Here is a 26,626-nt window from a genome sequence, read left to right as displayed (position 1 = left end):
AAAAAGCGATAGTTGTCCGTTTACAACGATTTGCTTGCTATGTTTCAATACTATCTCAAAATATCTTCAACAACGAGCACCTAAACAATGAAAAAATCGCTTGGTTTACTGTGTTTAATGTTCTTAAGTAGTACAGCTCAAGCTGACTACTCTATTAGCGCTGGTTTCGGCAAAAACTTTACTAACTCGGTGCAAACCGAAGAAAACCTTAAAATTGAGCTTGAGGATGACAGCCATTTTACTGTCAGCCTAGATAGAACCATTGATAATGCTCGTTATGGGTTCTTTTATTCAGCAACCGAGCTTGATATGAAAGACCAAACTAACAAGCAAGTCGAGATGCAATACCTGCTATTTCAAAGTGCCGTAGAAGTGCCATTAGCTGACCGTATAGTTGGTTTTGTTGGTGCCCAAATTGGCGCAAACCACGTCAGCACTGACTTTGCCGACTCTGATACATATTTTACCTCTGGCCTTTATGCTGGCGCAGATTATTTATTTACTGAACAAGCACGGGTTTATGTTGAAACTCGCTGGCTGGCAACTATTGTAAATAATGCAAGTAACGTATCGTGCACATTGCCAACATCAGAAGACGACCAATGTCTATGGCACTTTGATGGTGATGTGTTAAACCAATTTCAGACAAACATCGGTTTTAGTTACCGCTTTTAAGGAAGACCCCATGCCGCACATTGTTATAGAACACTCAGAAGACTTGCCAATTCTGCCACAAGTGTTAGTTGAAAAAGTTCACCAAGCCGTTTTTGACTCAGGCTTATTTGAGCTTTCGACCATAAAGACTCGTGCAATTGCTTATCAGCATTACGAATTAGGTGAAGGCAAAGATGGCTTTATTCACATCGGCGCATCAATCATGGCAGGCAGAACTATAGAGCAAAAGCAAATGCTCAGTGAGCAATTACTAAGTTGCTTAAGAACATACTGCCGCCGCTCGTATAGCTTAAGCGTTAATATTTACGATATGGATGCTGACATCTACCGTAAGTGTTAACTACTTTGGTAAATAGGCTGCGGGTAAACGCTTGATTTCTATCTCAGGCGATAAGTACGCTGTATAAACCAGCCAACGCTCATTGGGTATGTAGGTCAAGCCCGATGAGCGACTATAAGCTCGCTCCGGTAAAGCAATTAAATCATGATGCTGCTTGCTTGCTAAGTCATAGTAGCTAATACGGTAATCACCTAAGCGTTCTTTATAATAATAAATACGCCCCTTATGATACGCGTTCTTTGCCACCAGCAACCATGCATAACTGCGCGCCAACTTAACATCGTTCACCAGCATTTCTTCAACACCCGTATCATGATGTTTTATCCAAATAGCATGGCGCGAGTTGGTAAATAAAATATCGCCTGATTGTGTTTCAACGCCATACTGCGCAGGCACTTCAACAGCTTTACCTAGGCTTTTACCTGTTAAGTCATAACGATATAAGTAGTCACCATCAGAAACTAAAATATGCTGGCTATCAGCGCTAAACTTGGGTTTAATTGCATGACTAAATGGCAGTTTGATTTGCTGACTTTGCTCTACTTTGAAATCATAAATATATAAGCGGGTACTGCCATTGTCATACAATGAAAACAAAATATAGCGTCCATCGGCTGACCAGGTTGGATCACGAACTTCCCCCGTGTTATGTGCAAAGTCAGTAAGCTGCTTTCGCGAGCTACTATCGGGGTTAACAATCCAAAGCTGTGAACTGCCCGATTCATTCGACACATACAGCAGTTTATTTTGCTGCTGATTATATTCAGGGAATAGCGAGCTAAAATTGGTCGACAACATAGAAAACGGTGAATTGGCCACTTGTTCGTCTATTTTCAAACGCGTGATCACCTTGTCCAAATCCCACTGATGATAATAAACACTGCCATCGCTACTGTAATTAGGTGAGCTCATGCCCGCAATTTGCGTGTTGATTAGGGTTTGATTATTAATATCATAGAAGTAGCCATACCGTTTGCCGCCCTCAACTGCACTAAACGCCAATTGTTCTTTAGATGGATGCCAATCCACACCATGAATATCTACAAAATCATGAGTTAAGCGTTGACTTTGCCCTGTTTTAACATCAATTAAAAACAGCGCTTTTTGGTTGTTTTTAACAGTACGCGTAACCACAACTCGCTGTGCATCCGGCGAAAACGACACTGACTCATACACAGTTTCGCAGTCATCATTACAAGGAATAACTGTTTCTTTTGTATGTTTTGCCTGTAAATCGAGCAGTTTGATACGAGTGACATAGTCACCTGACTTACTTGTATGATCAGCAATGTATGCCAAGGTTTTACCATCACTACTGATATCAAGATCAGGCGCATAGTTATTACTGCACTCACCTAGCACGACACTGGTGGCATTTACCAAAGAGAGTTTTACAATTTCACAAACATCAGAGACCATGCGGTAATAATATAATGTGTTTGCATCTGGGCTAAACACAGAGCGCCCTTCTGTAAAAGGTGAGTCCGTTAATTGCTTTGCTGGGTGCTCAGGAAAATGTAAATCACGTAAATATAGGTTATTTGGTTTACCAAGCTGTCGCCATGAATACACCAAATAGTGCTGATCATCAGAAATTGAAGGATAAATCTCACGACCAGGGCTTGCCGTCACGCTTTCGATGCTATTGAGCGGCAACACAAAGCTTGAGTTAGTTTGCTTTGCAGGCGAAGAGAACAGCCAATACATTACCACCAAGCTAATGACACACAAAGCCACAAACAGCTGGCGGGTTTGCGCAGTAGTGATACTAAAACCCACAGGGTTTTCTTTATCCGCTGTATCTATTGGCTCGGGCTTTAACAAAACGCGATAACCCGTTTTACGCAGTGTCTCTATGTAAGTTTGTTCTGGATCGAGTTCTTTGAATGCTTTTCGTAGATGCCAAATAGCATTTGTTAAGGCTTTTTCACCCACGTAAAAATTGCCTTCCCATACATGATTGATGAGCTCTTCACGGGTGATTGGTTCGGGGTAACGCGCCACTAAGCAAGCTAACAACTCAATAAACTTAGGCTGCAAAAGCTGTTCACTGCCATTGCAGATCAGTTTATTTTCGAGAGGGTTAACAATACATGAGCCCAGCTGATAAACGCGATTAGATGTTTCCATTTACTCTAAATAAAACCCCATTTTAGAAGTACAGCAGTATAAAGCCCTATCAATTTATCGTAAAAGCAGCCCTTTCACCAGCTTTAACGTTGCAAAACAGTTAACAATGAACATTTCTTAACCCACTGATTTTAAATAAATAGATATTCAATAGATATAAAATAGAGACATAAACGAGCCACCTAAGATTGTAGTTAGGTTCACATTTCTATAAAAATTTTTACGTCAATACCGACCAACCAGAGTGTTGTTCACTGTAAATTTTAACTGCCCTTAAAAAGAGCATCACTCTGGTTCTAAAAACTAAAAATAAAACAACTAGGAACGCCTGTGAGAAATCTACTAACCAAACCTTGTGCTATTGCACTTGCTGTTGCCAGTGGTTTTAGCCAACATGCATTTGCCAATGAGGCTGAGATTGCCCGCCCTGCCAACACCACTCCAGCCGCTAATGAACAAACTGAAGAACCTGAAAAAATCGTTGTAACGGGTTCACGTATTAAACGCGATAGTTTTTCAATTCCAACACCGTTGGTCACAATGGACCGTGAAGCCATTGCCGATACAGGTTTAACCAACTTATCAGATATTCTGGTTGATAACATGCCAGCTCTTAGCGAGAGCATAGGTAACACCACCAGCCAATCAAGTGTATCAGCAACCGGTTTATCGACAGTGCAACTTCGAGATTTAGGCGCTAACCGTACCCTTACATTGATTGATGGTCGTCGTGTTGTTTCAAACAGCTACAGTGGCAACTATGTCAGTTTAAATACCATTCCTAGCGGTATGGTTGAGCGCGTTGAAATAATCAGTGGCGGTGCATCTGCAACCTATGGTGCCGATGCTGTAGCAGGTGTGGTGAATATTATCACCCAATCAAAAAAAGAAGGCTTTGATTTTAAAGCGAACACAGGTGAAACCACCGATGGCGGCGGTAAAGAATTTACCCTTGATTTAAACTACGGTACCTCGTTTGCTGAAGATCGCGGTTACGCCTATTTCAGTGCCAACTGGGACCGTGATTTCGGTATGACTTTTTACGATCGTAAACGCGCACAAATCGAAGATAGTTACGATTACGATCCAGATCGCATGTGTAATGTAATGCAAACAGCAGATGGGGATCAATGTATGCGTGACATCACACAAGCTGATTGGGTTAGCAAAAGCGACGGTATTCCGGGCGGTGTGTTCTTAGAAAATAGCCGTAACGACACACAATTTTGGTATGACGGTCAAACTCTACGTGATGACTGGAAAGGCAACGAAGAAATTTACGGTGTGAATTCTAGGCAATACGTGATGCTTGATGTACCAAGCGATAACGCATCTGCTGCAGTTAAAATTGATTACGACTTAACTGACGATGTGATGTTCTACGCGCAAGTTCAATACAGTGAAAGTGGCTCTTTTAACAATAAGTCGCCTGAAGATGAATACGAAGGTGCCTATGTACCGCGTTATGACCCGACCACGGGCGAGCCCCTTGCAGATGTAGCACCGGGTTACATCCCAATCGACAACCCATATGTTCCGCAAGAAATCCTCGATGCCAACCCATATAAAGATCGTATTTATTGGGATCGCCGCTTCAGTGAAGTGGGGAATATCAGCACTGATAATACCCGTAAAACGATTCGTAGTTGGGCAGGTCTTCAAGGCACATTATTTAATGACGAGTGGGACTGGGATCTATCTGCAAGTTATGGTCGTTTTACCCAACACCAAATTCGTAGCAATGAATTAAATACTGTAAAACTTAATCAAGCTTTGCAAGCAGAAGAGTTAGCGGATGGCACCATTCAATGTATTGATGAAGCAGCTCGTGCTGAAGGCTGTGTGCCAATTAACTTATTTGGTGAGGGATCTATCACCGATGAGATGGCTGCTTGGATCCGTACCAACCCAATTATTGATACCGAAATAAAACAATACGGTGTGGTTGGCTACGTTGCGGGTGATTTATTTGAATTACCAGCAGGCTCAGTATCCGCAGTATTTGGTGGCGAATACCGTAAAGACAGCCAAGACCTATCAACCAGCGACGACATGAAAGCAGGCGGTATTACCTTTAACTATGTACCAAATTTTTATGGTGAAGTTGAGGTCTATGAAGCCTTTGCAGAGCTTGCGATCCCACTTTTAAAAGATGCCCCTTTAGCAAAAAATTTAAGCGCAGAAACTTCATTACGTTTAGCTAACTACAGCATGGAAAACGTCAACACTGTTGCCAGCTACAAGCTAGGTGTATTTTGGGAACCAATCGAAGGCTATGCATTTAGAGCAAACTACGCTCGCGCTCAACGTGCTCCTACAATCACAGAGCTTATGTCACCACCGCGTGGCGATTACGACAGCTATGATGATATTTGTGACGGTTTAACGGCAACATCAACTAAAGCAGGTCACGATAACTGCCGCAAAGAACCGACGTTAGCTGCGCAACTTGCTGCTGATCCTAACTTTGAATTTAGCGATGAGAATAACAGTTACTCTCCAGGGGCAGGTAACGAAAATCTAAAAGAAGAAACCGCTGATACTTATACCTTTGGTGTGACAGTGGCTCCTGCCTTTTTAGAAAACTTTAATCTTGCCGTTGATTACTACGATATTGCGATTGTTGATGCGATTTCGCAGATCAGCAATGAAAACATCATGCGTGAATGTTACGACTCAGAAGCAGCATGGGGTGAAGACAACGTATTTTGTAATGATATTACCCGTAATAGCGAAGGTAACATTATCAAAATTCTTCAGCGTCAATATAACCTCGATGAGCTAACTGCACGTGGTTATGATGTGGTTGCACAGTACAAATTAGACTTAGATAACCTAGGTCAGTTGTCATTTAAACTAGATTACAACCATGTAATCGAAAACTCGCAAACCTATGAAGGACTTGATGGCAGCTTAGTAACCAGTCACTACGCAGGTTACGGCAGCAGCAAAGATAAAGCCTCAATGTCACTGACATGGCGTAACGATAACTTACGTATTCGCTGGCGTACAAATTACTTAGGCTCGTTTAAAGCAAGCCAGAGTCTTGAAGAAGATTATCAAGAGTATATTGCCGAAAACGATGCCCGCTGTGAGGCTGGTGAAGATACTTGTATCAGTAATCCAGAAAAACTTGCCTACCAAGATTATGGCTCGTTCTTAAAACACAGCCTTTCAGCGTCTTACACCATGTCACTTGGTGAACAGAGCCAATTGCGCGTATTCGGTGGTGTGAATAACGTGTTTGATAATAAAGGTGACTTTTATCCATATGGCCGTGGTAACTACTACAGCGCATACGGCGGTGGTGCTGGTCGCTACGTGTATGTAGGTGCTCAATATAGCTTTTAACCGTTTCATATGAAGATCCCCAGCTAGGCTGACATCAAAGGCGCATTTTTATTGCGCCTTTTATCTTTTCCAGCTTTGCATCTCAACTAATCGAGACTCGGTACGCGCATATTCAAATGCCAGTTTTTGGCCTTGATATAAATCGCTAATACCCACATCGGCCGAAATCACCAGTAATCGGCTGCGATCATAAAACTCATCAACCAAAGCAATAAAGCGCCGTGCCTCATCATCTAAAAAGTGTTCTTGTAAATCCTGCTTTTCTCGCTGATAACTATCTTCAATGCCATGCACAATTTGTTTACCTGTTGCTCCGCGCCCCATTACTGGCACATTGAGTAAATAAACGCGCTGAAAACGCTCTGCCAAATAAATATAATCCGCGGTGCTTCTAGGTCCTGAGCAAAGCATCATAAAATCAAACATAATGGCGTCTTGAGCTTGCATTACACAGCTAAGCTCGCGGTGGCAAACCTCTATCGTTGTTTGCCTTTGTATTACTTGCTCTTGCTTTAAAAAGCGCTCTGTTAGCGCCTTTTTGTTACCAATAAAATAATGTGCGGTTTGTTTTCCAAAGCGAAAGCGATGATCGGTATCGCCTTCAACACTTAAAACATGGCAATGCTCATTTAATAAATCGATAGTGGGTAAAAATCGTGCTCGCTGTAAACCGTTGCGATATAACTGCTCAGGTTTACAGTTCGACGTTGCCACTAACACTACTTGCTGCTCAAACAGGGCTTTGAATAAGCCACCCAAGATCATGGCATCACCAATATCAGAAACAAAAAACTCATCAAAACAAATCAAGCGAATGTGCTCTGCCCACTCTTTAGCAATCACAGTCAGCGGATTTTTCTGCCCTTGCAGCTGAGTTAAGCGCTCATGCACTTGCTTCATAAAATGATGAAAGTGCAAACGCTGCTTAGCTTCAATGTTAACAAGCTTGAAAAACACATCCATTAACATGGATTTACCACGCCCTACTGGGCCATATAAATAAACTCCTTTTATTGGCTTAGCGCTTTGCCACCAATGGCTTGGTGCAGCTAATTCTGTGGCTAGATTATCGAGAGCATTAATCGCTGTGCGCTGGGCACGGTCTTCTTGCAAATCACCTTTGGCTATTTGCGCTTGGTAATGCTGTAATATTTGTCCTTGCTGTACTGTCATAGGTAACTAGTATCCGCTATACTCGCCGCCATTGTAGCCGACTAAAAATGTGATCCCAATGAAATTTCCATGCCGTTTAGATAAATTTATCAGCCATATTGCCGAGTTACCTCGCAGCAAAACCAAAGCAGGTATCAAACGTAAATACGCCACTGTTAACGGCGAGGTGATCACCTCATTTGATTATTCAATCAGCCAAGATGATGACGTGCGCTGGCAAGGCGAGCCGCTGGTGTTTTTAGGTAAGCGCTACTTCATGCTTCATAAGCCAGCAGGCTATGTATGTGCCAATAAAGATGACCTTCACCCGACTGTATTTGACTTGCTTGATGAACCAAATATGAGCGACTTTCATGTTGCAGGCCGTTTAGATATCGATACCACAGGGTTAGTGATCATCACTAATGATGGCGACTGGTCACACAAAATTACTGCACCAAAGCATAACAAATTCAAAACCTATTTAGTTGAAACTCAAGAACCTATCGATGAAGAAGCCATTACAGCGTTAGAGCAAGGGGTGCAATTGCACAACGAAAAAGAGCTAACTCGCCCTGCGGTTGTTGAAAAACTTGCAAGCTACAGCTTACGCCTTTCAATTTGCGAAGGTAAATACCATCAAGTTAAGCGAATGCTTGCTGCTGTAGATAATAAAGTTGTTGAATTACATCGTGAAAAAATAGCTGACATCACCCTCGACGAAAGCCTTGCAAGCGGTGAATATCGTGCCCTCACAGAAGCCGAACTGAAGCTCTAAATAGGTACTTGAGCAAAAGTCATGATAACGCTGTCATTTTTCCTTAATAAAACCAGACAAACGTGGTAAAAGTTAACAGGGGAAATAATAAAGGAGGCTGACTGTGTTATCAGGATTAGCTTTAAAAACAAAAATTACCTTATTTGCTATCGCTATGTTTATTGCGTTATCTGCGATAGCGTTACTTGGCTTACAATCTTTACGCCATGCCAGCGAAAGCGACAATATCGCGCGTATCAATCAGCTCATGAAGAGCACCACCAATATTGTTGAGCAATTTGAGTTGATGGTTAAAAGCAATCAACTCGAAGAAGCACAAGCAAAGCAGCTCGCTATTCAGGTACTTCGAGAAAATAAATACCATGACTCAGAATATGTCTACGTCGTCGACAACAACTTAGATTTTGTTGCTACTCCGCACGACCCAGAACTACACGGTACCAGCTTTAACGATTTTAAAGATGCCAGCGGCAACAGTATCGGCCGTATGGTCGAAAATCTCGTGGGTAACACTACCAATAAAATCATCACCTATCACTGGGATTCAGTGCGAGATGGTGAAACCGTTGATTTAACCTCTGTAGTACAAAAAACACCGCTGTTTGGCTGGTATGTTGGTACAGGCATTAGCGCCAAAGAAGTTGATGAACGTTATTGGAATACTGCAAAGTGGCTGCTCGGCTTATCTATGCTTATTGCCATTGCGCTGACCTTTGCCATTGCCCGCTTTGGTTCATCGCTCACTAATGCCTTGGGCGGCGAAATTGACGAAGTAATTGGTATTGTAAAAAACGTCTCTCGCGGCAACTTAAACTCACATATTCGCCAAGATGCTCCACCTGAGAGCATTATTGCTGCCATGCATTACATGCAGCAAGGTTTACGTGGCGTTGTTGGCGGCATTAAAGGCGTTACTGATAGCTTAAAAAATCAAAGTGTTGATAACGAGTCTCGCTCTGTTGAGCTCGACAAACTGACTCGTAGCCTAAACGAAGAAACTCAAATGGTTGCTTCAGCTATTACCGAGTTAACAGCCTCAGCACAAACCGTTGTGGAGCATGCTGAACAAGCTGCTTACTCAGTGCAAGAAGCTGAGCAACAAGGTCAAAGTGCCAGCCACTTAACCAGCGAGGCTGCTGATACCATCGCGCTTTTAGAGCAGCAAATTGACAGCGCTGGTAATAACATTCAAGTGCTTGATGATGAAGTAAATAATATCGCTAATGTGCTCAGTGTTATTCAAGGTATTGCCGAACAAACGAACTTACTTGCGCTTAATGCGGCGATAGAAGCTGCCCGAGCAGGCGAGCAAGGACGAGGTTTTGCTGTAGTTGCTGATGAAGTTCGTGGGCTTGCTCAGCGCACACAGACCAGCACTGAAGAAATCCGCAATATGATTGGCAAACTACAAGCTGCAACCCAAGATGCCAAGTCATCTGTTTCGCTTAGTATTAGTACCAGTGAACAAACCGTTGAAAAGTCGACTAAAGCCAATGAAGAACTAAAACGCGTTGCCAGTTCACTCAGCGCAATCGCGCAAATGAGCCATCAGATAGCTATTGCTGCAAAAGAGCAGCTTGATGCCGGTGAAGACACTGCCAAACGTATCGTGACTATCTCAGACACGGCTTCACAAACGGCTGATGTATCAAATCAGGCCCATACAGCAACCGATTTGATCAAAGGTCTTACTAGCAATTTAGAAACTGAAACCGCTAAATTCAGTTAATTTAAATCAACTAAAAACGAAAAAGCCCAGCAACTGCTGGGCTTTCTCGTTTTAAATTCGTATTAAGACTTTATTTGTACCAAATCAAAATCGGCCATCCCCGGCACCATTTGTTGTAAGCGCGATTCAGTGACATCTAACGAGTTTAAACACTCACAATATTCAGACGCTTTCATCTCTAATTGCTCTGCTTTCTTTTGCAGTGATTTATCAATTTCTTTTGAGATGATATCCATACGCTGCCCCATATCATTGATACGGTCTTCGATATTACCTTCGCGGGATTTAAAAGCATCGCCTAACGAGACTAAAATAGCGCCAAGCGATCCGTGCACTGCAGAGTGAATTTTCTGACTGATTTCTTTGGTAAAAAAGTCATCGATTTTCGACAGCGACTGTGGAGCAATAAAGAAAAAGTCATCACCACGCTTAAATTTATCCATCAGTGCACGCTCAACATATTGCAGCTGAGTTTTTAACACTTCTGGCTCTTTGTCTGACATGCCCTCAACAACTTGCTCGATAGCACTTAAGCCAAGGTTTACACCATCGGTCGCCAAGTCAACAAGCTCAGGGACGGTTTGCCTAATGCCTCGACTGAATTGCTCCACAACTTTGCTTTCATCAGGGCTTAAATCAACCCAATAACCTCGTATAAATAATTGGTTATCGTTGTTGATCTGTACGCGAGTTTGACCTTTATCAACGATACGAATGACATCATCGGTGATGATTAAGCCATGGCTTAGCTCTACATCGCATTGTTTTTTTTCTAGGGTTGCGTAGCTTGAAAAGCTAGAGAATGTAATGGCCGCTGCTAACAACGAGCGAGAAAAGAACGCCATATACACCTCAAAAAGACAAAAAAGGAAGGCCGCTAGATTAGCAAATATCCAATTTTATGCAAGTAAAACGCCTAGCTATGCTAGGCGTCTTAAAATAAAGGAGGATTAAATTGGTGAGCCCGGTGGCATTGGCAGCACTTTAAAGTTTGTAGGCCATTCACCACTTTCTAAAAAGTAACTGATTTGCTCGCTTAAATATTGCTTAAATGCACTGTTACCAACGGATGCACTGCCTAGCATGGATTCTTGCTGGTAACTCTTTGCAAGTTTAGCTAAGTAGTAACGAAGCTGTGCTTGCACTTCGGGTGCCACCTCATTGCTTGCCACTAAGTCAGCAAACTGTTTTGCAGTTAAAAGCTGTACACGTTGGCTAATTTTACCTGCCATCCCTGAAGCAATTTTTTGCTCAAAAACTTGCTGATAAGTTTGTGCTAATAGCGCATCTAAACCATAAAATGCATCGCTTCGTGCTTGCTGCTGTGCTAAACGGTTAATGCGTTGGCTATTAAAAAGTAGGCTCAAGCTATGTGCTGCAGCAACCTCAGGCAGCGCCATCGCATCAAGCGTGAGTCCTGTGCGGCCAACAATGCTCTCGCGTGATTTTGATTCACCATACGCTTTTGGTGGAATAAGCGCTAATACCGACTCAGGCAAAACAAGGTTCTCAGCTTTTAATGTCGCAAGTACTGCATCGGCTGCCGCTTGTTGCGTTTGCTTTGCCACAACCTGCGCCCCTTTAGGTTGTGAGCCATCACGTACTTCGTACTCGTAATTTACACCGGCAATTAATTTAACCGCAGCTTCAACTTGATAGCGATGGAACAAATAAAGTGGCACCAGCATTTCTTCTAATTGCGATAAAGCAGTGCCTGTTTTGATGTTTTCGATACCAAAGCTCGTCAGCGCTTGTTTACGAACATCAAGTACACGCATTAGCTCATCACTCGGTGAACTGCCGTTATCCCATAAATGCCCTGTTGGGTGAGCACCACCTTGAGCGCGGGCATCACTGTCTGAAATAAATTCCAGCCCTTTGCTTTTGTTTTCAGCTAAAATTGCGGCCAATTGCTGTGCTTCATCTTGATTGGTGAAGTCGCTATAACCGTATTTAACCACTTGGGTATCCCACACGCCCATGCCAGCAGCATAACCTCGGCTTACATCTAATTTACCTTGCTCATTAAAGCTTAGTAGTGGGTGTGGATAATCCATTACAGAGGCTCTGTCTGCCACTGACGCTGCAAAATTATGCGAAATACCTAAAGTATGCCCGACTTCATGGGCGCTTAATTGACGAATACGATCAAGTGCCATGGCTTGTAAGCGCTTAGCCACTTCATTGCCTTTAAAATAGGGAGCTGCTAATGCTTCTGCAATTAGGATGTCTTGACGAACACGCAGTGAACCCAGTGTCACATGACCTTTGATAATTTCGCCTGTTCGAGGGTCAATCACGGAGCTGCCGTATGACCAACCACGGGTTGCACGGTGCACCCATTGAATTACGTTGTAGCGAATATCCATAGGGTCTGCATCATCAGGGAGCACTTTAACGATAAATGCGTTCTTATAACCTGCTGCATTAAAGGCATCATTCCACCATTTAGCACCATCAAGTAACGCTGTTTTAACTGGCTCAGGTACACCCGGATCTAAGTAATAAACAATCGGCTCAACGGGCTCGCTGATTGGCAGGCTCGGATCTTTTTTCGCTAAACGATGACGCGGGATGTAACGCACATACATAGATTCACCCAGCGCTGCCGCATAATCTTTGTGCTCAATGCTCCAAAAACCTGCTTGAGGGTGGAATTTGCGAGGGGTGTAGTTATCGTCCGGTAACTCAATTAATGAGTGATGCATATGCACTGTCAGCGCATAAGGGTCTGCGCTCACTTGGCGAACATACTTTCCTGGGTTATTACCTTGAAAAGTTAGCACGGCTTCTAATTCAGTATTTTTTTCAAACGCTTTTGAGCGTGCTAAATATACCGCACTGCGGTTGCTATCTAAGTTAAAACTTCCCTGCCCGGTTGCCGATAAGCGACGGCTTACACCATGAACATCGCTTAATAAATAAGGGGTGTAATCCACAAGTACCGCAGTATCTGACTGAGCTACAACACTAAAGCCGGCTAAAATACTTGATGCGAACGCCTCTTTAATACTTTGTTGTTCCGCAAGGTTATTAGTATTAGCGCGGTAATAAGTATTAATAGCTCTTAGCATCACCTTATCGCCAAAACGCTCAAACTGAACTAAGTGAGTATCACCTAGCTGACCGCGATCTAAGCCAATATCGTTTGAACCAACACCGTAAGGTAAGCTTTGTTGTAATAAAAATTGCTGCTCGAGTTTATCCACCTCAAGATACAATTTGCCGTTTTCTGTATCGTAGTAAAATGAAAAATAGCCTGAAAAATGAGTCATTTTTTCAGTAAAATCATTTATAGACTTAATTGCTGCGTGTGCTTGAGTTATCATAGTAAGTAGCACAGCTAAGAGCAGATATCGTAGTAATGGTATTTTTTGCATAATCTTATCTTTGTTATTCGCGTTTTAAATACTGTATAGGTATTAAGCAGTATAAAGTACCGCCAAGAAAAATCAGCTATTTAAGACGAAATTCAGCGCTTGCTAAGACATTCTCTCTCACACTAAAAATGTCTGGCTACAACGTTATCAGGAAAATAGAATGCGTAGACTCCCACCGGTATTGTTAGAAGATGGTTGCCCTCGTGAACTGATCTCATTGATCAGAACGGTACTTGCGGCATGTAAAGAAATTTCATTTCGTGTTGGTCAAGGCGCCCTATCTGGCGTATTAGGCTCAACCCTAGACGAAAACATTCAGGGTGAAACTCAGAAAAAACTCGATGTTCTAACTAACCAACTTTTAAAAGATATTTTATTAGAATCGGGCTACGTAAAAGCCATTGCCTCTGAAGAAGAAGACTTCACCGTTGCGGGTAATCCAGATGCCAACTACATTGTTGCATTCGACCCACTTGATGGCTCATCAAATACTGATATCAACTCACTCGTTGGTACGATTTTCTCAATTATGGCGGCGCCTGAAGGGGCTGATCCGGCTGATCCTAGTATTTTTATGCAACCGGGTAAAAACCAAGTTGCAGCGGGTTATGTATTATATGGCCCATCAACCGTGCTGGCGTTAACAACTGGCAAAGGCACACGCTTTTTCACCTTAGATAAAACGCACGGTACCTTCTTATTAACGCAAGATTTTGCAACCGTACCTGAAGAGACTAGCGAATTTGCAATCAATGCTTCAAACCAACGCCATTGGCAACCAGCAATGCAAAATTACATCAATGACTTAATTGCTGGTGATACTGGACCGCGTGGTCGTAACTTTAACATGCGCTGGATTGCTGCAATGGTAGGTGATGTGCACCGTGTATTATGCCGTGGTGGTATTTTTACTTACCCAACCGACACGAAAGATCCAAATAAACCTAACAAATTACGTTTATTATACGAAGCAAACCCAATGGCAATGTTAATCGAACAAGCTGGCGGTATTGCCTCAACAGGCACTGAGCGCATCATGGACATTCAACCTGATGCTATTCACCAACGTGTGGCGGTGATCTTAGGTTCGAAGAACGAAGTGGAAACCTGCTTAAGCTACCATAAATAGCAAGCAGTAAATGCCTTAGGCTGAAAGGTATAAAATTCTTTCAGCCTAAAGTCACTGCTAATAACTTCTTTAGCGTACTTGTACTCAACTCACCCATTTGCTCGTTATTACTTAGCGCATAAATAGCCCCTTCAACGGCACTTTCGTCGATGTCTTGCCTAGACTCTACTACGTTTGCCCAAAGTTCTAATTCATCGATATCTATTTCGCCGTCTATAACACGCTGTAAAACCTGGCAGAAAACATCTTGCGTCAGAGTATAGACACCACCTTGTGTGTCTGGAGTACTGGTAATTACTGAGATTGCCTCAAATCGGTTATCACCAAAGCGGGCAAACTCATCTAATGCGTCTAATTTATCCATTTGCTATGCTTACCTTTTCAATCTCAAAGCATCTTTTTACTTAATGACAACCCTTACTTGCTCACAATGCAAAGCAACGCTTAACTGCCAAGCCGACAATATTAATGCCTGTTGGTGTAGTGAGCTGCCCAACATTTTACCACTCGATGAGGCTGCAACAGAATGTTTATGCCGAGACTGTACTATAAAAAAGATAAATTCATTTTTATCTAAACTTTACCAACAGCCTCTTGAACAGCAGCTTGCCTTCGCTAAGCCTTATTTTACTCAAGGTAATTTAATAGAAAATCTCGATTACACCATGCAAAACAACTACATGGTATTTAGCCGCTGGTTCTTTTTAAAACGTGGCCACTGCTGTAGTAATGGCTGTACTCATTGCCCTTATTCCGATAGCTAACCTCTTACAGAGTATTTATTCAAATATTTTGCATTTAATTGCAAATAACGCATGGACGATAAGAATAAAAATACATTATAATTGGATATAAATTCACTAAATCATCAATTTTTAAGCTTAAATTACTAGTAACGTCTATTTTTTAAGCATAAATTTACTGTAACTAAGTCGGAATCAATCATGAACACTTTTAAGCCTGCTCTACTTGCAAGTGCAATTTCTGCAGTTTTAATCAATAGTAATATGGCGTTTGCTGCAGAAGATGCTATCGAAGTTGATAAATCAATTGAAACTATTCAAATTACTGCAACACGACGTGCAGGCTCAGTGCAAGATGCACCGCTTAATATCACAGCGCTCAATGGCGATGTAATTAGCGACCAAAACATTGGTGATCTAGAAGATGTCGCACGCTGGGTACCTGGCTTAACAATTTCTGATCAAGGTGGCCGTGAAGGTTCTCCGATTATCGTTCGTGGTTTGAATACAAATACTTCTGACCGTATTTCTGATAGTGGCACAGTGGCAACCTATGTTGGTGAAATTCCACTTAGCATCGACTTACGTTTAACTGACGTTGACCGTGTTGAAGTGCTAATTGGCCCACAAGGTACACTGTATGGTGCAGGTACTTTAGGTGGTGCAATTCGTTACTTACTAAAACAACCAGAGCTTGATATCACCGAAGGTAAGGTTACAGGCGATGTATTTAGCATTAACGAAAGTGACGGCACTGGCGGTGAGTTTGGTGTGGTATTCAATACCCCGCTAATTGAAGAAAAACTAGCGCTTCGTGCTAGCTTAAATTATTACGATAACCCTGGTTACATTGACTACACCCACGTGGTTCAAGAACCGGGTGTATCAAACCCAAATCCTGATTTTTCAGACAGCAGCGATGTAAATGCCAACTTAAAAAGCGTAAGCGATGTTAACGATGAGCAAATCACCACTGCACGTTTATCACTTCGTTGGCTTGCAACCGAAGATATTGATGCAACGCTAAACTACTTCTATCAAAAGCAAGAAAATGGCGGTAACTCGACATCGCAATACGGCTCTCTTGCTGATAGCAGTGCGCTACAAGGGATTCCTGGAAAATACGAAAACGTAGCTCGTGTACTTGAACCAGGTGAAGAAGAAAACGATTTATTAAGCTTAGAAGTAAAAGCAGATCTTGGTTTTGCTGAGCTGGTATCTGCATCTGGTTGGTCTAGCTATGAGCAATCTGGTCAGCGCGATCAAACTGATCTACTTTACGATATTTGGTCAGGCTATGCCGATTTCCCTTCTTTTGTTGGCTACACGCACGATACCTCAGATCGCGATACATTTACGCAAGAGCTTCGTTTAGTTTCAAATAGTAATAGTGCTTTTAGCTGGATTGTAGGCGGCTTCTACAACAAAGTAGAAAGTTACTCTGATGATCGTGAGTACACGCCGGGTCTGACTGAGTACTGGGGTGGTGGTATTCCAAATGTTGAACAAGACCTTGAGTACATTCTAATTTCAGATAGCGAGACCACTGAAAAAGCACTTTTTGGTGAAGTCGGCTACAGCATCACAGATCAGTTTGATGTAACTTTAGGTGCTCGTTTTTACGAATACGATGTATCAACAACATCAGGCTCTGCTACACCGCTTTATTCTGGTGATTTTGATTCACTAGATAACCTTGTTATGGAAAATGTGAGCGCTAGCGATAACGGTAACTTATTTAAGTTTAATGCTAACTATACATTCGATAATGGTGTACTTGCTTACTTTACCGTGAGTGAAGGTTTCCGTATTGGTGGTGGTAACGGTATTGCTCCTTGCCCTGATGTATTACCTGAGCAACAAATTGTTTGTGCCCTGCCAAACGAAGAAGATTACAAACCAGATACAACGGTCAACTACGAGCTAGGCTTTAAGTCATCATGGTTACGTAACCGCCTACATTTTAATGCGGCGCTATTTAATGTTGATTGGAAAGATGCACAAGTGGGTAGCAGCACCGTAAATGGTCAAGAGCTAATTACCTCAAATGCAGGCTCTGCTAATTCTAAAGGTGTTGAGCTTTCTACTCGCGCAATGATTGGTGATAATTGGGCTGCATATGCGACATACGCGTATGCAAAGGCTGAATTGACCGAAGATGCGCCTTACTTATTTGGTGTGTTAGGCGATGACTTAGCACAGTACCAAAGCTACTATGATGGTGCCAAAGGCGACCGTTTACCGGGCGCTCCTGAGCATCAATTCTCGTTTGGTCTTCGTTACGAGCAAGATGTCTTAGGTGATAAGTTATTAAGCGTAAACTACGGTATCACAGCGCAAAGCGATGTAATCACCAAAGTAGGCTTAAAAGCAGACGGCGAAGTATTACCAGGTTATGCACTAAGTAACTTATCTGCCAAAATTACTGGTGATATGTGGTCTGCAACGCTTTACGTAGACAACTTATTCGATAAGTACGCATTCACTTCTGTACGTCGTGATAAGTCTTGGGCTGGTATGTCGCAATATGCTGAGCTTAATAAAGAGCTACCTGAGCTACAGCGTGTTTATGGTCACTACACCACAGCGCCGCGTACTATCGGTATGAAGTTTAGCTACAACTTTGAGCTGTAATTAAACATACCCATAAAAGCCTTGCCACCTTCAGGCAGGGCTTTTTAATACCAATTCGCTTAATTAATTGGTCTATTTTGAGGCAAGAAAACCTCGTTGATAGCAAGGCAAAAATTTCGTTATTTAGTTGTTCTCGGCAATTGCTCCTGCATTGCTCTACCTTCTGCATCCATGCAGTCGTAAATCAGAAATTTTTAACGCAGCTAGCGACAGGTTTAATCCCTCAAAATGATTAAGTATTATTGCGGATTGGTATAAAATTAAGTTTCTGGTGAATTGATATAATATGCGCTTATGCTAAATGATACCCAACAAGCGCTTCGCGCTCATATCCAACAGTTGTTAGCAAATAAACAACTAAACGATGCACATCACCTACTTGTGCAGCGCCTAAAACAAAATCCTGAAGACCACGTTTGTTACTTTTTACTCAGCGAAGTCAACACCGCAGCTGGCGATATCACCAAAGCTATTAAGCTCCTTGAAAAAGCGCTAAGCCTAGCCCCTTTTGCTGTTTATCATTTAGCACTTGCCAAGTTATACGTACTGTTAGGCAAAGTAAGTAATGCAGCTGTGCATTATCAAAGCGCACTACAAACAGCTGGCTTTAGTGGCGCAGACTTTGATACATTAGCCAACATTGCGACCCGTTTAGGGCATTATGACGACGCTCTTAGCTTCCAACAAGCAGCCTACCAGCGCAATAAAGATAACCCACAAATTAGCTATAATTTGGCGGTGTGTTATAAAATTCACGGACTGTTCGATGAAGCTAAAAGCTTATTACAGCAACTAACCACAAAGCAACCTAGCTTTTATCAAGCCCACTATTCGCAGGCTGAACTCAATACGAAAGTAGATGCCAAGCAACATATACAAAAACTACAAGCCTTGGCGGATAAAGAAAAAAGCATTGTTGAACAGCAAGTGTATTTTCATAGTCTTGCCCTTAATTATGAGCACCTTAATGACTACAAAAATGCATTTAAATACTTTGCACTAAGTAAGCAAGCGATAGCCGGTAAACTTAACTATCAAGCAAGCCAACACCACCACTTTTGTCAAAAGCTCATTACTCAAAGCAAACAGCAAGCACCAGCTAGTAGTGACTCTGAGTTCTCACCCGTTTTTGTTGTTGGCATGCCCCGCTCTGGCACAACCTTAGTTGAAAAAATCCTTAATCAAAGTACACAACTGCAAGGGGTTGGGGAGTTAAATGATATTGCGCAACTCATACAAGACGCCACGCAATCAGCTCGTGTAATAGACAGCGAAATGCTCGATAAGGCATATGAATTTGAGGCAATAAAAACAGCATTAGCTAACTATCAACAAAGAGCCGAGCTGCTAAGTGACGGCCTAAGAAGTTGTGATAAACAGCCATTTAACTTTTACTATATTGATTTTATTTTAGCGGCTTTTCCTAATGCGAAAATCGTTTGTATGCAGCGGGGCTGGCAAGATTGCAGCATTGCCAATTTTAGGCAGATGTATAGCCCGCAAAGTGTGTTTCATCACTACAGTTTTACACTTGAAGATATTGCCTCGTTCCATCAAGATTACTCGGCCTTAGTCAGTCATTTTGCCAACAAGTATCCTGAAAATGTTTTTTTGCAAAGCTATGAGCAATTAGTAGCAGAGCCTACCCAACAAACGCAAAAGCTCTATGCGTTTTGTGATTTAAGCTGGCAGGAAAACTGCCTGACTTTTTATAAAAGCAATGCAGCATCAGCCACTGCGAGTAAAAAGCAAATCCGCCAGCCACTGAATAAAAAGAGTATCGACAGCTGGCAAAATTACGCCGATTTTATTGATGCGGGCCTGTTTCAATAGGTAGGTCGTGACGAGCGCCCCACTCACTCCATGAGCCATCGTAAACACGTAAGTTAGCGTAACCGCATTCATCGGCACACAATGCAATTGCACAAGCGGTTACACCTGAACCACAGCTAAACTGCAACTGGGTGTGATGCGGCGCTATGTGTTGTTCAAATAATGCCTGTAACTCGCTAAGCGGTTTAAGCTCACCGTTATTTAGCACTGTTGCTAGAGATAAACTGCGACTATTTGGAATATGACCACTGCGCATACCTTCGCGCGGCTCAGCGTGTTCACCTGTAAAGCGCTCATAAGGGCGAGCATCGAGTGTTAGTGTGCTTTGTTCATCAAGTGAGTTAAGTACTTGCTCAGCACTAATAAAGTAATCAGCACGCGGGCTGGCAACAAAATTGCCTTGACCAGAAGCAGCTGAATAACTTGCTTGTGTAGCAAAGCCAAGTGCCTGCCACTTAGCTAAACCGCCACTTAAAACTTTTACGTTATCAAAGCCCATGGCTTTAAACATCCACCACGCACGGGCTGAACTGAATAAGCCTTGATCCTCATAAATCACAACTAGAGAGTCTTGGTTAACACCAGCAAGCTGCATATGTTCTGTGAACTGCTCGCTACTGCACATCATACTTGGTACAGGATTACTGTTATCTGCCAGCGTCTTTTTGAAATCAAAACGCTGTGCATTAGGAAGCATCGCCTTAGGCGCATACTCACCCGGTAAACCAGGACGTAGCATTCCTGCATCAAAGATAACCAAGTTATCCAGGTTTAAATGCTCGTTAAGCCATTCTGGCGAGACGATATTCTTCATTAGTTTTTACTTATTTTATCAAGCACTTCACGCAGCTTTGTGCTTGATGTATGAGATGTGTAAGAAAAGTAGCAAATTTCAACATTAAGTTTTGCAAAATCAGCTTCTATTTTGTTCCACTTTTCAGTTCCTTTCCAATCATCACCTACAAACATTTTATCAAATTTCAAATTATTCCAAGCTTCTTCTTTGTCGTAATTAACCTGTGGGACAACTTCATCCACAAATTTAACTGCTTCAACAATTTCCATTCGCTCTTGAAAAGGAATGACGGGCTCTTTATTTTTTACATTACGACAAAGTTCATCGGTAGTTACACCAACAATTAAGTAATCACATTCTAATTTTGCTCGTTTTAAAATGTTTAAATGACCTATATGAAATAAATCAAAAACACCTGTCGTGTAACCTATCTTCTTCATTAATTTTTCCAGTGTGTACTCTTAATAACTTAATTATTTTCGACTAAGTAATTGACGATTCGTTCACTTGCTTTGCCATCAAGTTTACCTGCTAGCTTTTCAGCTAATTCAAGCCTTTTCTCAGCCAAAGACTCAGGGTTTTCAAGTTGCTCGATAACAAGTTTGTGTAAGTCTTTGTAATTTTTTGCATGTACAGCAATATTGGCATATTCACCGTAGTCTTGATCCATACGACGTTTAAAACGATAAGAGAAGATACCTCTGTAGCTCCAACGCAACTTCAAGAAATCGCACCAAATTACAGGTTTATTAAGTAAAGCAAATTCAAAAAGAGCGGAAGATGCATCACTTATAAGTAAGTCAGCCTGATCTAAAAATGGTAATAGTGAATAGTCCTCAACCCGAGCAAGATAAACATTATCGTAGTTTGACCAATGCTCTAATAAATCACGTTGCTTTTGATAGCGGCTTTTACATATTGAGAAATAGTGAGGTTTGATCAGAATGTTAAATTCAGAAAATTGCTCTGGCCAGTTTTTTGGAAAGCGTTCGATACTACTTGGGTAGAATGTAGGAGCATAGAGAATAGTCTTTTTACTTTTATCAAATTTCGTTAAATCTAAAGCACCATCAAGAGGCACTTGATTAAAAATATCGTCAAGTTTACAAAAACCCACATCAACAAAACAATCATCTGGATACATATTTTGTAAACGCTTAAGGCGATACTGCCCCTCAACAAACCTGACCGTCATGGCTTGTGATGATTTGGTGTAATAACTAGATTTAGGCCCAATGCCATGCCCTAACTGAGCGCTTTTAGACACTTTGTGTAAACGGTCTAAAAACTCGAATGAGTTTGCAAAAAACACCCAATCTGCTCGCTCATTTTCGTAATATTCAATAGCTTGCTTTTGATTATCAACCCAAATATGCTCAAGTTCATTGTCATCTATGATTTGCTGGATTGTTTGTTCATGGCTATTGCGATAAAAAACAAACCTACTAGTTATATCTTTGGTAAGTAGTTTTTTATATACCGGAATATATTGCGGTAAGTAGTAGAGACTTTGAGTATCGAAAATTATATTCATAAAAGCTAAACAATCTTTATTATTTTTTTGTGAGATGACAGTAATAGAACAAAAAACTTTTAATAAAGCTATTGTACATAAATTACTTTATTCTTTCAGCTTACATTCCAAGTTTGTTCTAGCTAAATATCAATTACCTCAGGACGAAGGGGGGCTAGGCGGCTAAGGATTTGATTTTGTACCGTTTGCGGGATCTGTTGTTCGTCCATAGCATTAATCAAAAGCTCTACCACACGGTTAAAGTCTTTTTTAGGGATATTCATTCCGGTGTGGATATCAACCATATTATCGCCTTTATATTCACAAGGACCGTCTGTGACGCTACACAAATGAGTAATAAAGCCTTGTCGAAAATGGGCGACATTCGTTTGTTTAAAATAAGCTAAAATTTGTTCGTCACGGCCTATTTGATTGATAAAACTATCAACCAGTTTTTCAACTCCTTGTTCGCCATTAATTTGCTGATACAAGGTGCTATTGTTGCTACTTGCACAACCAACTAACATAACGGCAAATACAAATGTAAAAAGTGTTTTCATCATTACCAATACCCTGTTACAGAAAGATACCAACCTGTTTGATCCTTAGCCCCAGCAATACTTCCTAAGTCTAACCAAGCAGCAGTCACGCTAACATACTTATTAGGAAACCAAGCAACAAACACATCCTGCCAATCTTGCTCTCCTAAGCCAAGGTTATTGGACTTTTCACGATACTCAACACCAACGGCTATTTGGTGGGTTAAAAACACAGCTGTCGATGCTTCAAATAACAATTCTTTATCGCTATCAGGGCCGCCAAAGCCTAACAAGCCAAGCTGATTAGCATCGCTATAACGAAAGGTGGTGTTCCAAAACCAGTTATACCCAGCAAGCGCGCCCAAATGTAGTTTACTAGCAGCAAGATATACGTCGGTACCGCTGGTGTCTTTGGCACCGAGTAGGTTTGCGATACTGCCGTCATCCAGTGATTTATGTTGCACACCCAAGCTCAGCTGCGGCCATTTACTGTAAACGATATCGCCGTATAAGCGCACTTTCGCTCCTGTAATTGATTGCTCAATATCGGTATTTAATGCCGGAACTTCGAAGCGTTGCTCTGCGTAACTAAATTCAACGCGATCATAAATATTTAGCTGCGCGCCACAAACATCTAAGCGGTAATCACTCACGTCTGCACGGCTGCAAAAACCATTTATTGCTATTTCATCATCACTTGCATAGCCTGCAAGTTGCGCCCAAGGGACAATACCACCACCCGCACTACCTTCAACTTGTGAGACACCAGGCGTTGCTAGTAATTTACCCGATGCAGCTAATCCTGAACTTGCAAAACCGAGGCAAGCCAGACAAAACAACCAATTAAGACGCTTCATTGTACACCTCTAACCACTGCAAAAACTGCTCTGATTTTAGTGGCCTACTTAAATAATACCCTTGTGCATAATCGCATTTATTTTGCACTAAAATATCCAGTGAATTTTTGTTCTCAACCCCTTCAGCAACAACCGAAAAGCCCAACTGATGACCTAGAGTAACCGTAGATTGCACTATGTATTGATCTTGACGAGACTGATCTAATTGCAAAATAAAACACTTATCAAGTTTTAGCTCATCAATCGGTAATGACTTTAAGCGCCCAAGCGATGTTTGCCCTACACCATAGTCATCCAACGAGATTTTAACCCCCAAGGTTTTGAGGTTTTCTAGCGCCTTAATACCTTGCTCTTCGTTCTCAATCATATCGCGTTCTGTAAGCTCAATTGTGATCAAGCGCCCATTAACAGCATGTTTTTCTAACTGTTTAGCAAGGTGTGAGTAAAAGCTTGGGTATGCAATATCTTGCGCAGAAACATTAATTGCAGCCTGCATAGTAATACCTTGCTGTTGCCATGCTGCAACTTGCGACACTACGGTTTTAACAACCCAAGAAGTTAACTCAACAATCACCCCCGATTGCTCTGCTAAATCAATAAACAGTTCTGGTGAAACCCACTGACCGTCTTTGCGTTGCCAGCGGATTAACGACTCAACTTTATCAATGCTATTAGTTTTAATATTTAGTTTTGGCTGATAGGTCATGAACAGCTGACCGTCATCATCAACAAGGGCTTGCTTAAGTTCATCAATTATTGCTAGGCGCTCAAGATGTTCTTCGTCTTCACCTTCTTGATAATAATGAATAGTTTTATGCTCGCAAGATGCGGTATCAACAGCAATTAACGAGCGACGCATTAAATCCTCAGGGCTGACATTTTGCGAAAGGCAATGCACCACCCCAACACTAAAGCGTAACGTAATGTTTAAGCCTTGAATTAAGTAGCCAGCCTGTAACTGAGCAACTAACTTCATTACCGCATCTTTAAATTGTTTCGTTTCATCGGCTGGCAATAAAGTTAAAAATTCGTCACCGCCAATCCGAGCATTAACACCATTATGATGAGCTGAGTACTCACCAATCCGCTCAGCAACCGCTTTAAGACAATCATCGCCAATACGCGGGCCTAATTTATCATTGATATGGCGAAGGCCGCGGATATCTATAGCAACCAGTGTGTACTCAGCCCCTTCGGCAAACAAGTTTTCCATGTTTTCTAACATAGCAGAACGGGTATAAAAGCCAGTTAATGAATCATGGCTAGCTTGAAAACTTATTTGCTGTTCACGCTCTTTAATGTCGTTACCCATGTTGTTAAAGGCATCAATTAAGGTGGTGATTTCACTACTTTGCTTTTTACCTACAAATTCAGCTTTATAGTTGCCACGGGCAAATTGCTGCGCAAGTAAAGTAAGCTTTGAAAGCGGTGTTGTGAGATTTTTAGCTAAGATTCCACTGGTCAATACGCCTATCACAACCGTAATAGCAGCAAGCACAATAATGGTGAAAAACAGCTGTTCAAACTCACGATAACTCTGGGTTAAATCAGCACTTAATAGCACAGAAACTAGGTGTCCGGGCAAAGATGGAAGTTCAACCAGGCGGTTTCTATAGACCGGCTTTTCACCAAATATGCGCTGCGTTGTCTCGTTATTAAAATGCGCTAATACAGAGGTGCTTTGTGGTTGCTTGGGCAGCGATGTCTCTACCACACCATCATCTTCACCAATAAAACTCACATCCATTGTGGTGAGGTTTTTAAGCTCTGCAGCAACCAGATCGTTAATCTCGAACCCCACTAAACTGTAGGCAACAGTTCGCGGCGCACGTACTGGCAGTAAAATAACTTGGTAAAGGGTTTGATCAAGTACAATGAAATTTGATTGCTCAGCATCAATGAGTAATTCATTCATCAATGCAGAAAACTCATCTGGCCTATGATTAAATTCAGTATTTGCTGAGACCAATTGCCCTGATAAATCCACAAGCAACATCAAATCAGCATTTATTCGACGACTGTGGTTATTCAATACACTACTAATGGTATCGGCGTCTTGAGTTGCGACCGCTTGTTTAAAGCCAAAATCTGCGGTCAGCACCTTTGCAGCAGTTAATAGCAGGCTCTCTTTAGCGCTTAAATATTGCTTAAAAACATTTTCAGCGACATTAATATCTTCACGCAACTTTTGATCATTAAAGCGATTTGTCGACCACCAAGAGCTCGCTAAACTGACTAAACTAGTTAATAAAACCAGGCTAACGCATAAGGCTATGATCCGCCCTCTTAAACTATGAATCATTATCTGCCTTAAACATCTCACCAAACGTATTACGCGGTGCAGGTTCATTCGTATTAATTGTAATATCAGCGACTTGCTCAGTTACAGTGACTGATAATTTTTTATTAATTTCACTTGCTTGGTTTGGGTGCCAAATCGTTATACTAGTTGGAACAGTAATACCTTTTAATTGTACTTTACCATCCTCTGCTGTTTTTAGTGTATTAGCGCTATTTGCGACATAGATATAACCCACCATAGAGTCGTGAATATTACAGCCTAAGACTACAACCCCGCTGTTATCAAACAACTCAGGTTTTTCTGGACGGTCAGCGTAAAGCTTAATATTAAAAGGTTTAGCACTTGAAAAAGAATAAACATGATGGCGAATATTATCGCTATTAGGAAAATCAACAGACTGCCCTTGCTGTATCACCAATACATTAGGTGAAAATTGCTTATTTACCTGATCCATCACAGCAACGGGTAATTGCGTGCTCGGTAAGTTCGCATTATTTTCTAATTCGATGACAGCATCAGCCAAAGGCTTACCAAATTGATCACGAACGGTAAATGAAATATCAGCAGCGAATGCAGTTGCTGCGCTGCACAGAACTACAAAAGAACATACCGTGCGAGCACAGTGCGCAAAAAACGTCATAATTGAACCTTGCTTAGCCTAGTTTGCTAATAAGTATAGATTAATCTTAGCTTAAGTTAATGAGAGAGGGTATGAAAAGCAAGAAAAAAGCCAAGCAGTTTTAGT

General features: G+C 41.7%; 21 protein-coding genes. 9 read left to right on the top strand and 12 right to left on the bottom strand.

Going from position 1 to position 26,626, the window contains the following annotated elements; genetic code table 11:
* Positions 1 to 87 precede the first annotated feature (87 nt).
* Both L1D51_RS00710 and L1D51_RS00705 read left to right on the top strand, forming a co-directional pair.
* Positions 88 to 675: an outer membrane beta-barrel protein gene (locus L1D51_RS00710; RefSeq protein ID WP_054560997.1), complete on the top strand. Its 588-nt coding sequence runs from the start codon at positions 88 to 90 to the stop codon at positions 673 to 675.
* A 10-nt stretch (positions 676 to 685) separates the two neighbouring features.
* Positions 686 to 1,015, top strand: coding sequence for a 5-carboxymethyl-2-hydroxymuconate Delta-isomerase (locus L1D51_RS00705; RefSeq protein ID WP_054560998.1), 330 nt, complete (start codon positions 686 to 688; stop codon positions 1,013 to 1,015).
* Here L1D51_RS00705 and L1D51_RS00700 read toward each other — a convergent pair whose 3' ends face one another.
* Positions 1,016 to 3,145, bottom strand: a complete 2,130-nt coding sequence (locus L1D51_RS00700) for a winged helix-turn-helix domain-containing protein (protein WP_239962094.1) — start codon at positions 3,143 to 3,145, stop codon at positions 1,016 to 1,018. It lies immediately after the preceding gene.
* 330 nt (positions 3,146 to 3,475) lie between these two features.
* Between L1D51_RS00700 and L1D51_RS00695 the strand changes: the two genes are divergently transcribed.
* Complete coding sequence (locus L1D51_RS00695) at positions 3,476 to 6,496, top strand: TonB-dependent receptor domain-containing protein (RefSeq protein WP_055020748.1); 3,021 nt, start codon at positions 3,476 to 3,478, stop codon at positions 6,494 to 6,496.
* A 60-nt stretch (positions 6,497 to 6,556) separates the two neighbouring features.
* Here the strand turns inward: L1D51_RS00695 and zapE are convergent, their stop codons facing one another.
* The gene (zapE, locus tag L1D51_RS00690; protein ID WP_055020749.1) at positions 6,557 to 7,669 is read right to left on the bottom strand and encodes a cell division protein ZapE; all 1,113 of its coding nucleotides are present in this window, start codon (positions 7,667 to 7,669) and stop codon (positions 6,557 to 6,559) included.
* A gap of 58 nt (positions 7,670 to 7,727) precedes the next feature.
* On the opposite strand from zapE, the gene rsuA reads away from it, so the two are divergent.
* The gene (rsuA, locus tag L1D51_RS00685; protein ID WP_055020750.1) at positions 7,728 to 8,426 is read left to right on the top strand and encodes a 16S rRNA pseudouridine(516) synthase RsuA; all 699 of its coding nucleotides are present in this window, start codon (positions 7,728 to 7,730) and stop codon (positions 8,424 to 8,426) included.
* Positions 8,427 to 8,580: 154 nt separating this feature from the next.
* On the top strand, positions 8,581 to 10,155 hold the full coding sequence (locus tag L1D51_RS00680; RefSeq protein WP_055020799.1) for a methyl-accepting chemotaxis protein: 1,575 nt from the start codon (positions 8,581 to 8,583) through the stop codon (positions 10,153 to 10,155).
* A 62-nt stretch (positions 10,156 to 10,217) separates the two neighbouring features.
* Here the strand turns inward: L1D51_RS00680 and L1D51_RS00675 are convergent, their stop codons facing one another.
* Together L1D51_RS00675 and L1D51_RS00670 are read right to left on the bottom strand one after the other, a co-directional pair.
* Positions 10,218 to 11,000 carry a YggN family protein gene (locus tag L1D51_RS00675; RefSeq protein ID WP_054551020.1) on the bottom strand — a complete coding sequence of 261 codons (783 nt, stop codon included), beginning with the start codon at positions 10,998 to 11,000 and terminating at the stop codon, positions 10,218 to 10,220.
* Positions 11,001 to 11,105: 105 nt separating this feature from the next.
* Entirely contained in the window at positions 11,106 to 13,535 is a 2,430-nt protein-coding gene (locus L1D51_RS00670; protein WP_054561003.1) for a zinc-dependent metalloprotease, read from the bottom strand.
* 160 nt (positions 13,536 to 13,695) lie between these two features.
* Here L1D51_RS00670 and L1D51_RS00665 point away from each other — a divergent pair, with 160 nt between their 5' ends.
* Positions 13,696 to 14,664, top strand: a complete 969-nt coding sequence (locus L1D51_RS00665) for a class 1 fructose-bisphosphatase (protein ID WP_054561004.1) — start codon at positions 13,696 to 13,698, stop codon at positions 14,662 to 14,664.
* 40 nt (positions 14,665 to 14,704) lie between these two features.
* Here the strand turns inward: L1D51_RS00665 and L1D51_RS00660 are convergent, their stop codons facing one another.
* A complete protein-coding gene (locus L1D51_RS00660) occupies positions 14,705 to 15,028 on the bottom strand; it encodes a hypothetical protein (RefSeq protein WP_239962087.1) in 324 nt (107 codons plus the stop codon).
* Positions 15,029 to 15,071: 43 nt separating this feature from the next.
* Here L1D51_RS00660 and L1D51_RS00655 point away from each other — a divergent pair, with 43 nt between their 5' ends.
* The 3 genes from L1D51_RS00655 to L1D51_RS00645 all read left to right on the top strand — a co-directional run bounded on the left by L1D51_RS00655 (position 15,072) and on the right by L1D51_RS00645 (position 19,874).
* Complete coding sequence (locus L1D51_RS00655) at positions 15,072 to 15,428, top strand: DUF5522 domain-containing protein (protein WP_239962085.1); 357 nt, start codon at positions 15,072 to 15,074, stop codon at positions 15,426 to 15,428.
* A 180-nt stretch (positions 15,429 to 15,608) separates the two neighbouring features.
* The gene (locus L1D51_RS00650; protein ID WP_239962076.1) at positions 15,609 to 18,041 is read left to right on the top strand and encodes a TonB-dependent receptor; all 2,433 of its coding nucleotides are present in this window, start codon (positions 15,609 to 15,611) and stop codon (positions 18,039 to 18,041) included.
* A gap of 294 nt (positions 18,042 to 18,335) precedes the next feature.
* Complete coding sequence (locus L1D51_RS00645; RefSeq protein ID WP_239962074.1) at positions 18,336 to 19,874, top strand: tetratricopeptide repeat-containing sulfotransferase family protein; 1,539 nt, start codon at positions 18,336 to 18,338, stop codon at positions 19,872 to 19,874.
* Here L1D51_RS00645 and L1D51_RS00640 read toward each other — a convergent pair.
* From L1D51_RS00640 to L1D51_RS00610, 7 genes are all read right to left on the bottom strand, one after another.
* On the bottom strand, positions 19,849 to 20,688 hold the full coding sequence (locus L1D51_RS00640) for a sulfurtransferase (RefSeq protein WP_055199227.1): 840 nt from the start codon (positions 20,686 to 20,688) through the stop codon (positions 19,849 to 19,851). The genes L1D51_RS00645 and L1D51_RS00640 overlap by 26 nt on opposite strands.
* Positions 20,688 to 21,110: an FAD synthase family protein gene (locus L1D51_RS00635; protein WP_239962073.1), complete on the bottom strand. Its 423-nt coding sequence runs from the start codon at positions 21,108 to 21,110 to the stop codon at positions 20,688 to 20,690. Before L1D51_RS00635 ends, L1D51_RS00640 begins: the two co-directional genes overlap by 1 nt.
* Before the next feature lie 29 nt (positions 21,111 to 21,139).
* Entirely contained in the window at positions 21,140 to 22,204 is a 1,065-nt protein-coding gene (locus L1D51_RS00630; RefSeq protein ID WP_239962070.1) for a CDP-glycerol glycerophosphotransferase family protein, read from the bottom strand.
* A gap of 122 nt (positions 22,205 to 22,326) precedes the next feature.
* Positions 22,327 to 22,746, bottom strand: coding sequence for a group I truncated hemoglobin (locus tag L1D51_RS00625; protein ID WP_425605528.1), 420 nt, complete (start codon positions 22,744 to 22,746; stop codon positions 22,327 to 22,329).
* Positions 22,746 to 23,579, bottom strand: a complete 834-nt coding sequence (locus L1D51_RS00620) for a DUF3034 family protein (protein ID WP_058585872.1) — start codon at positions 23,577 to 23,579, stop codon at positions 22,746 to 22,748. The genes L1D51_RS00625 and L1D51_RS00620 overlap by 1 nt, the downstream gene beginning before the upstream one ends.
* Complete coding sequence (locus L1D51_RS00615) at positions 23,566 to 25,881, bottom strand: bifunctional diguanylate cyclase/phosphodiesterase (RefSeq protein ID WP_055020757.1); 2,316 nt, start codon at positions 25,879 to 25,881, stop codon at positions 23,566 to 23,568. Before L1D51_RS00615 ends, L1D51_RS00620 begins: the two co-directional genes overlap by 14 nt.
* The gene (locus L1D51_RS00610; RefSeq protein ID WP_239962068.1) at positions 25,871 to 26,521 is read right to left on the bottom strand and encodes a methylamine utilization protein; all 651 of its coding nucleotides are present in this window, start codon (positions 26,519 to 26,521) and stop codon (positions 25,871 to 25,873) included. The genes L1D51_RS00615 and L1D51_RS00610 overlap by 11 nt, the downstream gene beginning before the upstream one ends.
* Between the last annotated feature and the right edge of the window lie 105 nt (positions 26,522 to 26,626).

It is taken from the genome of Pseudoalteromonas shioyasakiensis (genome assembly GCF_022398475.1).
Classification (GTDB): domain Bacteria; phylum Pseudomonadota; class Gammaproteobacteria; order Enterobacterales; family Alteromonadaceae; genus Pseudoalteromonas.
The sequence above is the reverse complement of the archived record's forward strand: the minus strand, read 5'-3'. Positions and strand labels throughout refer to the sequence as shown.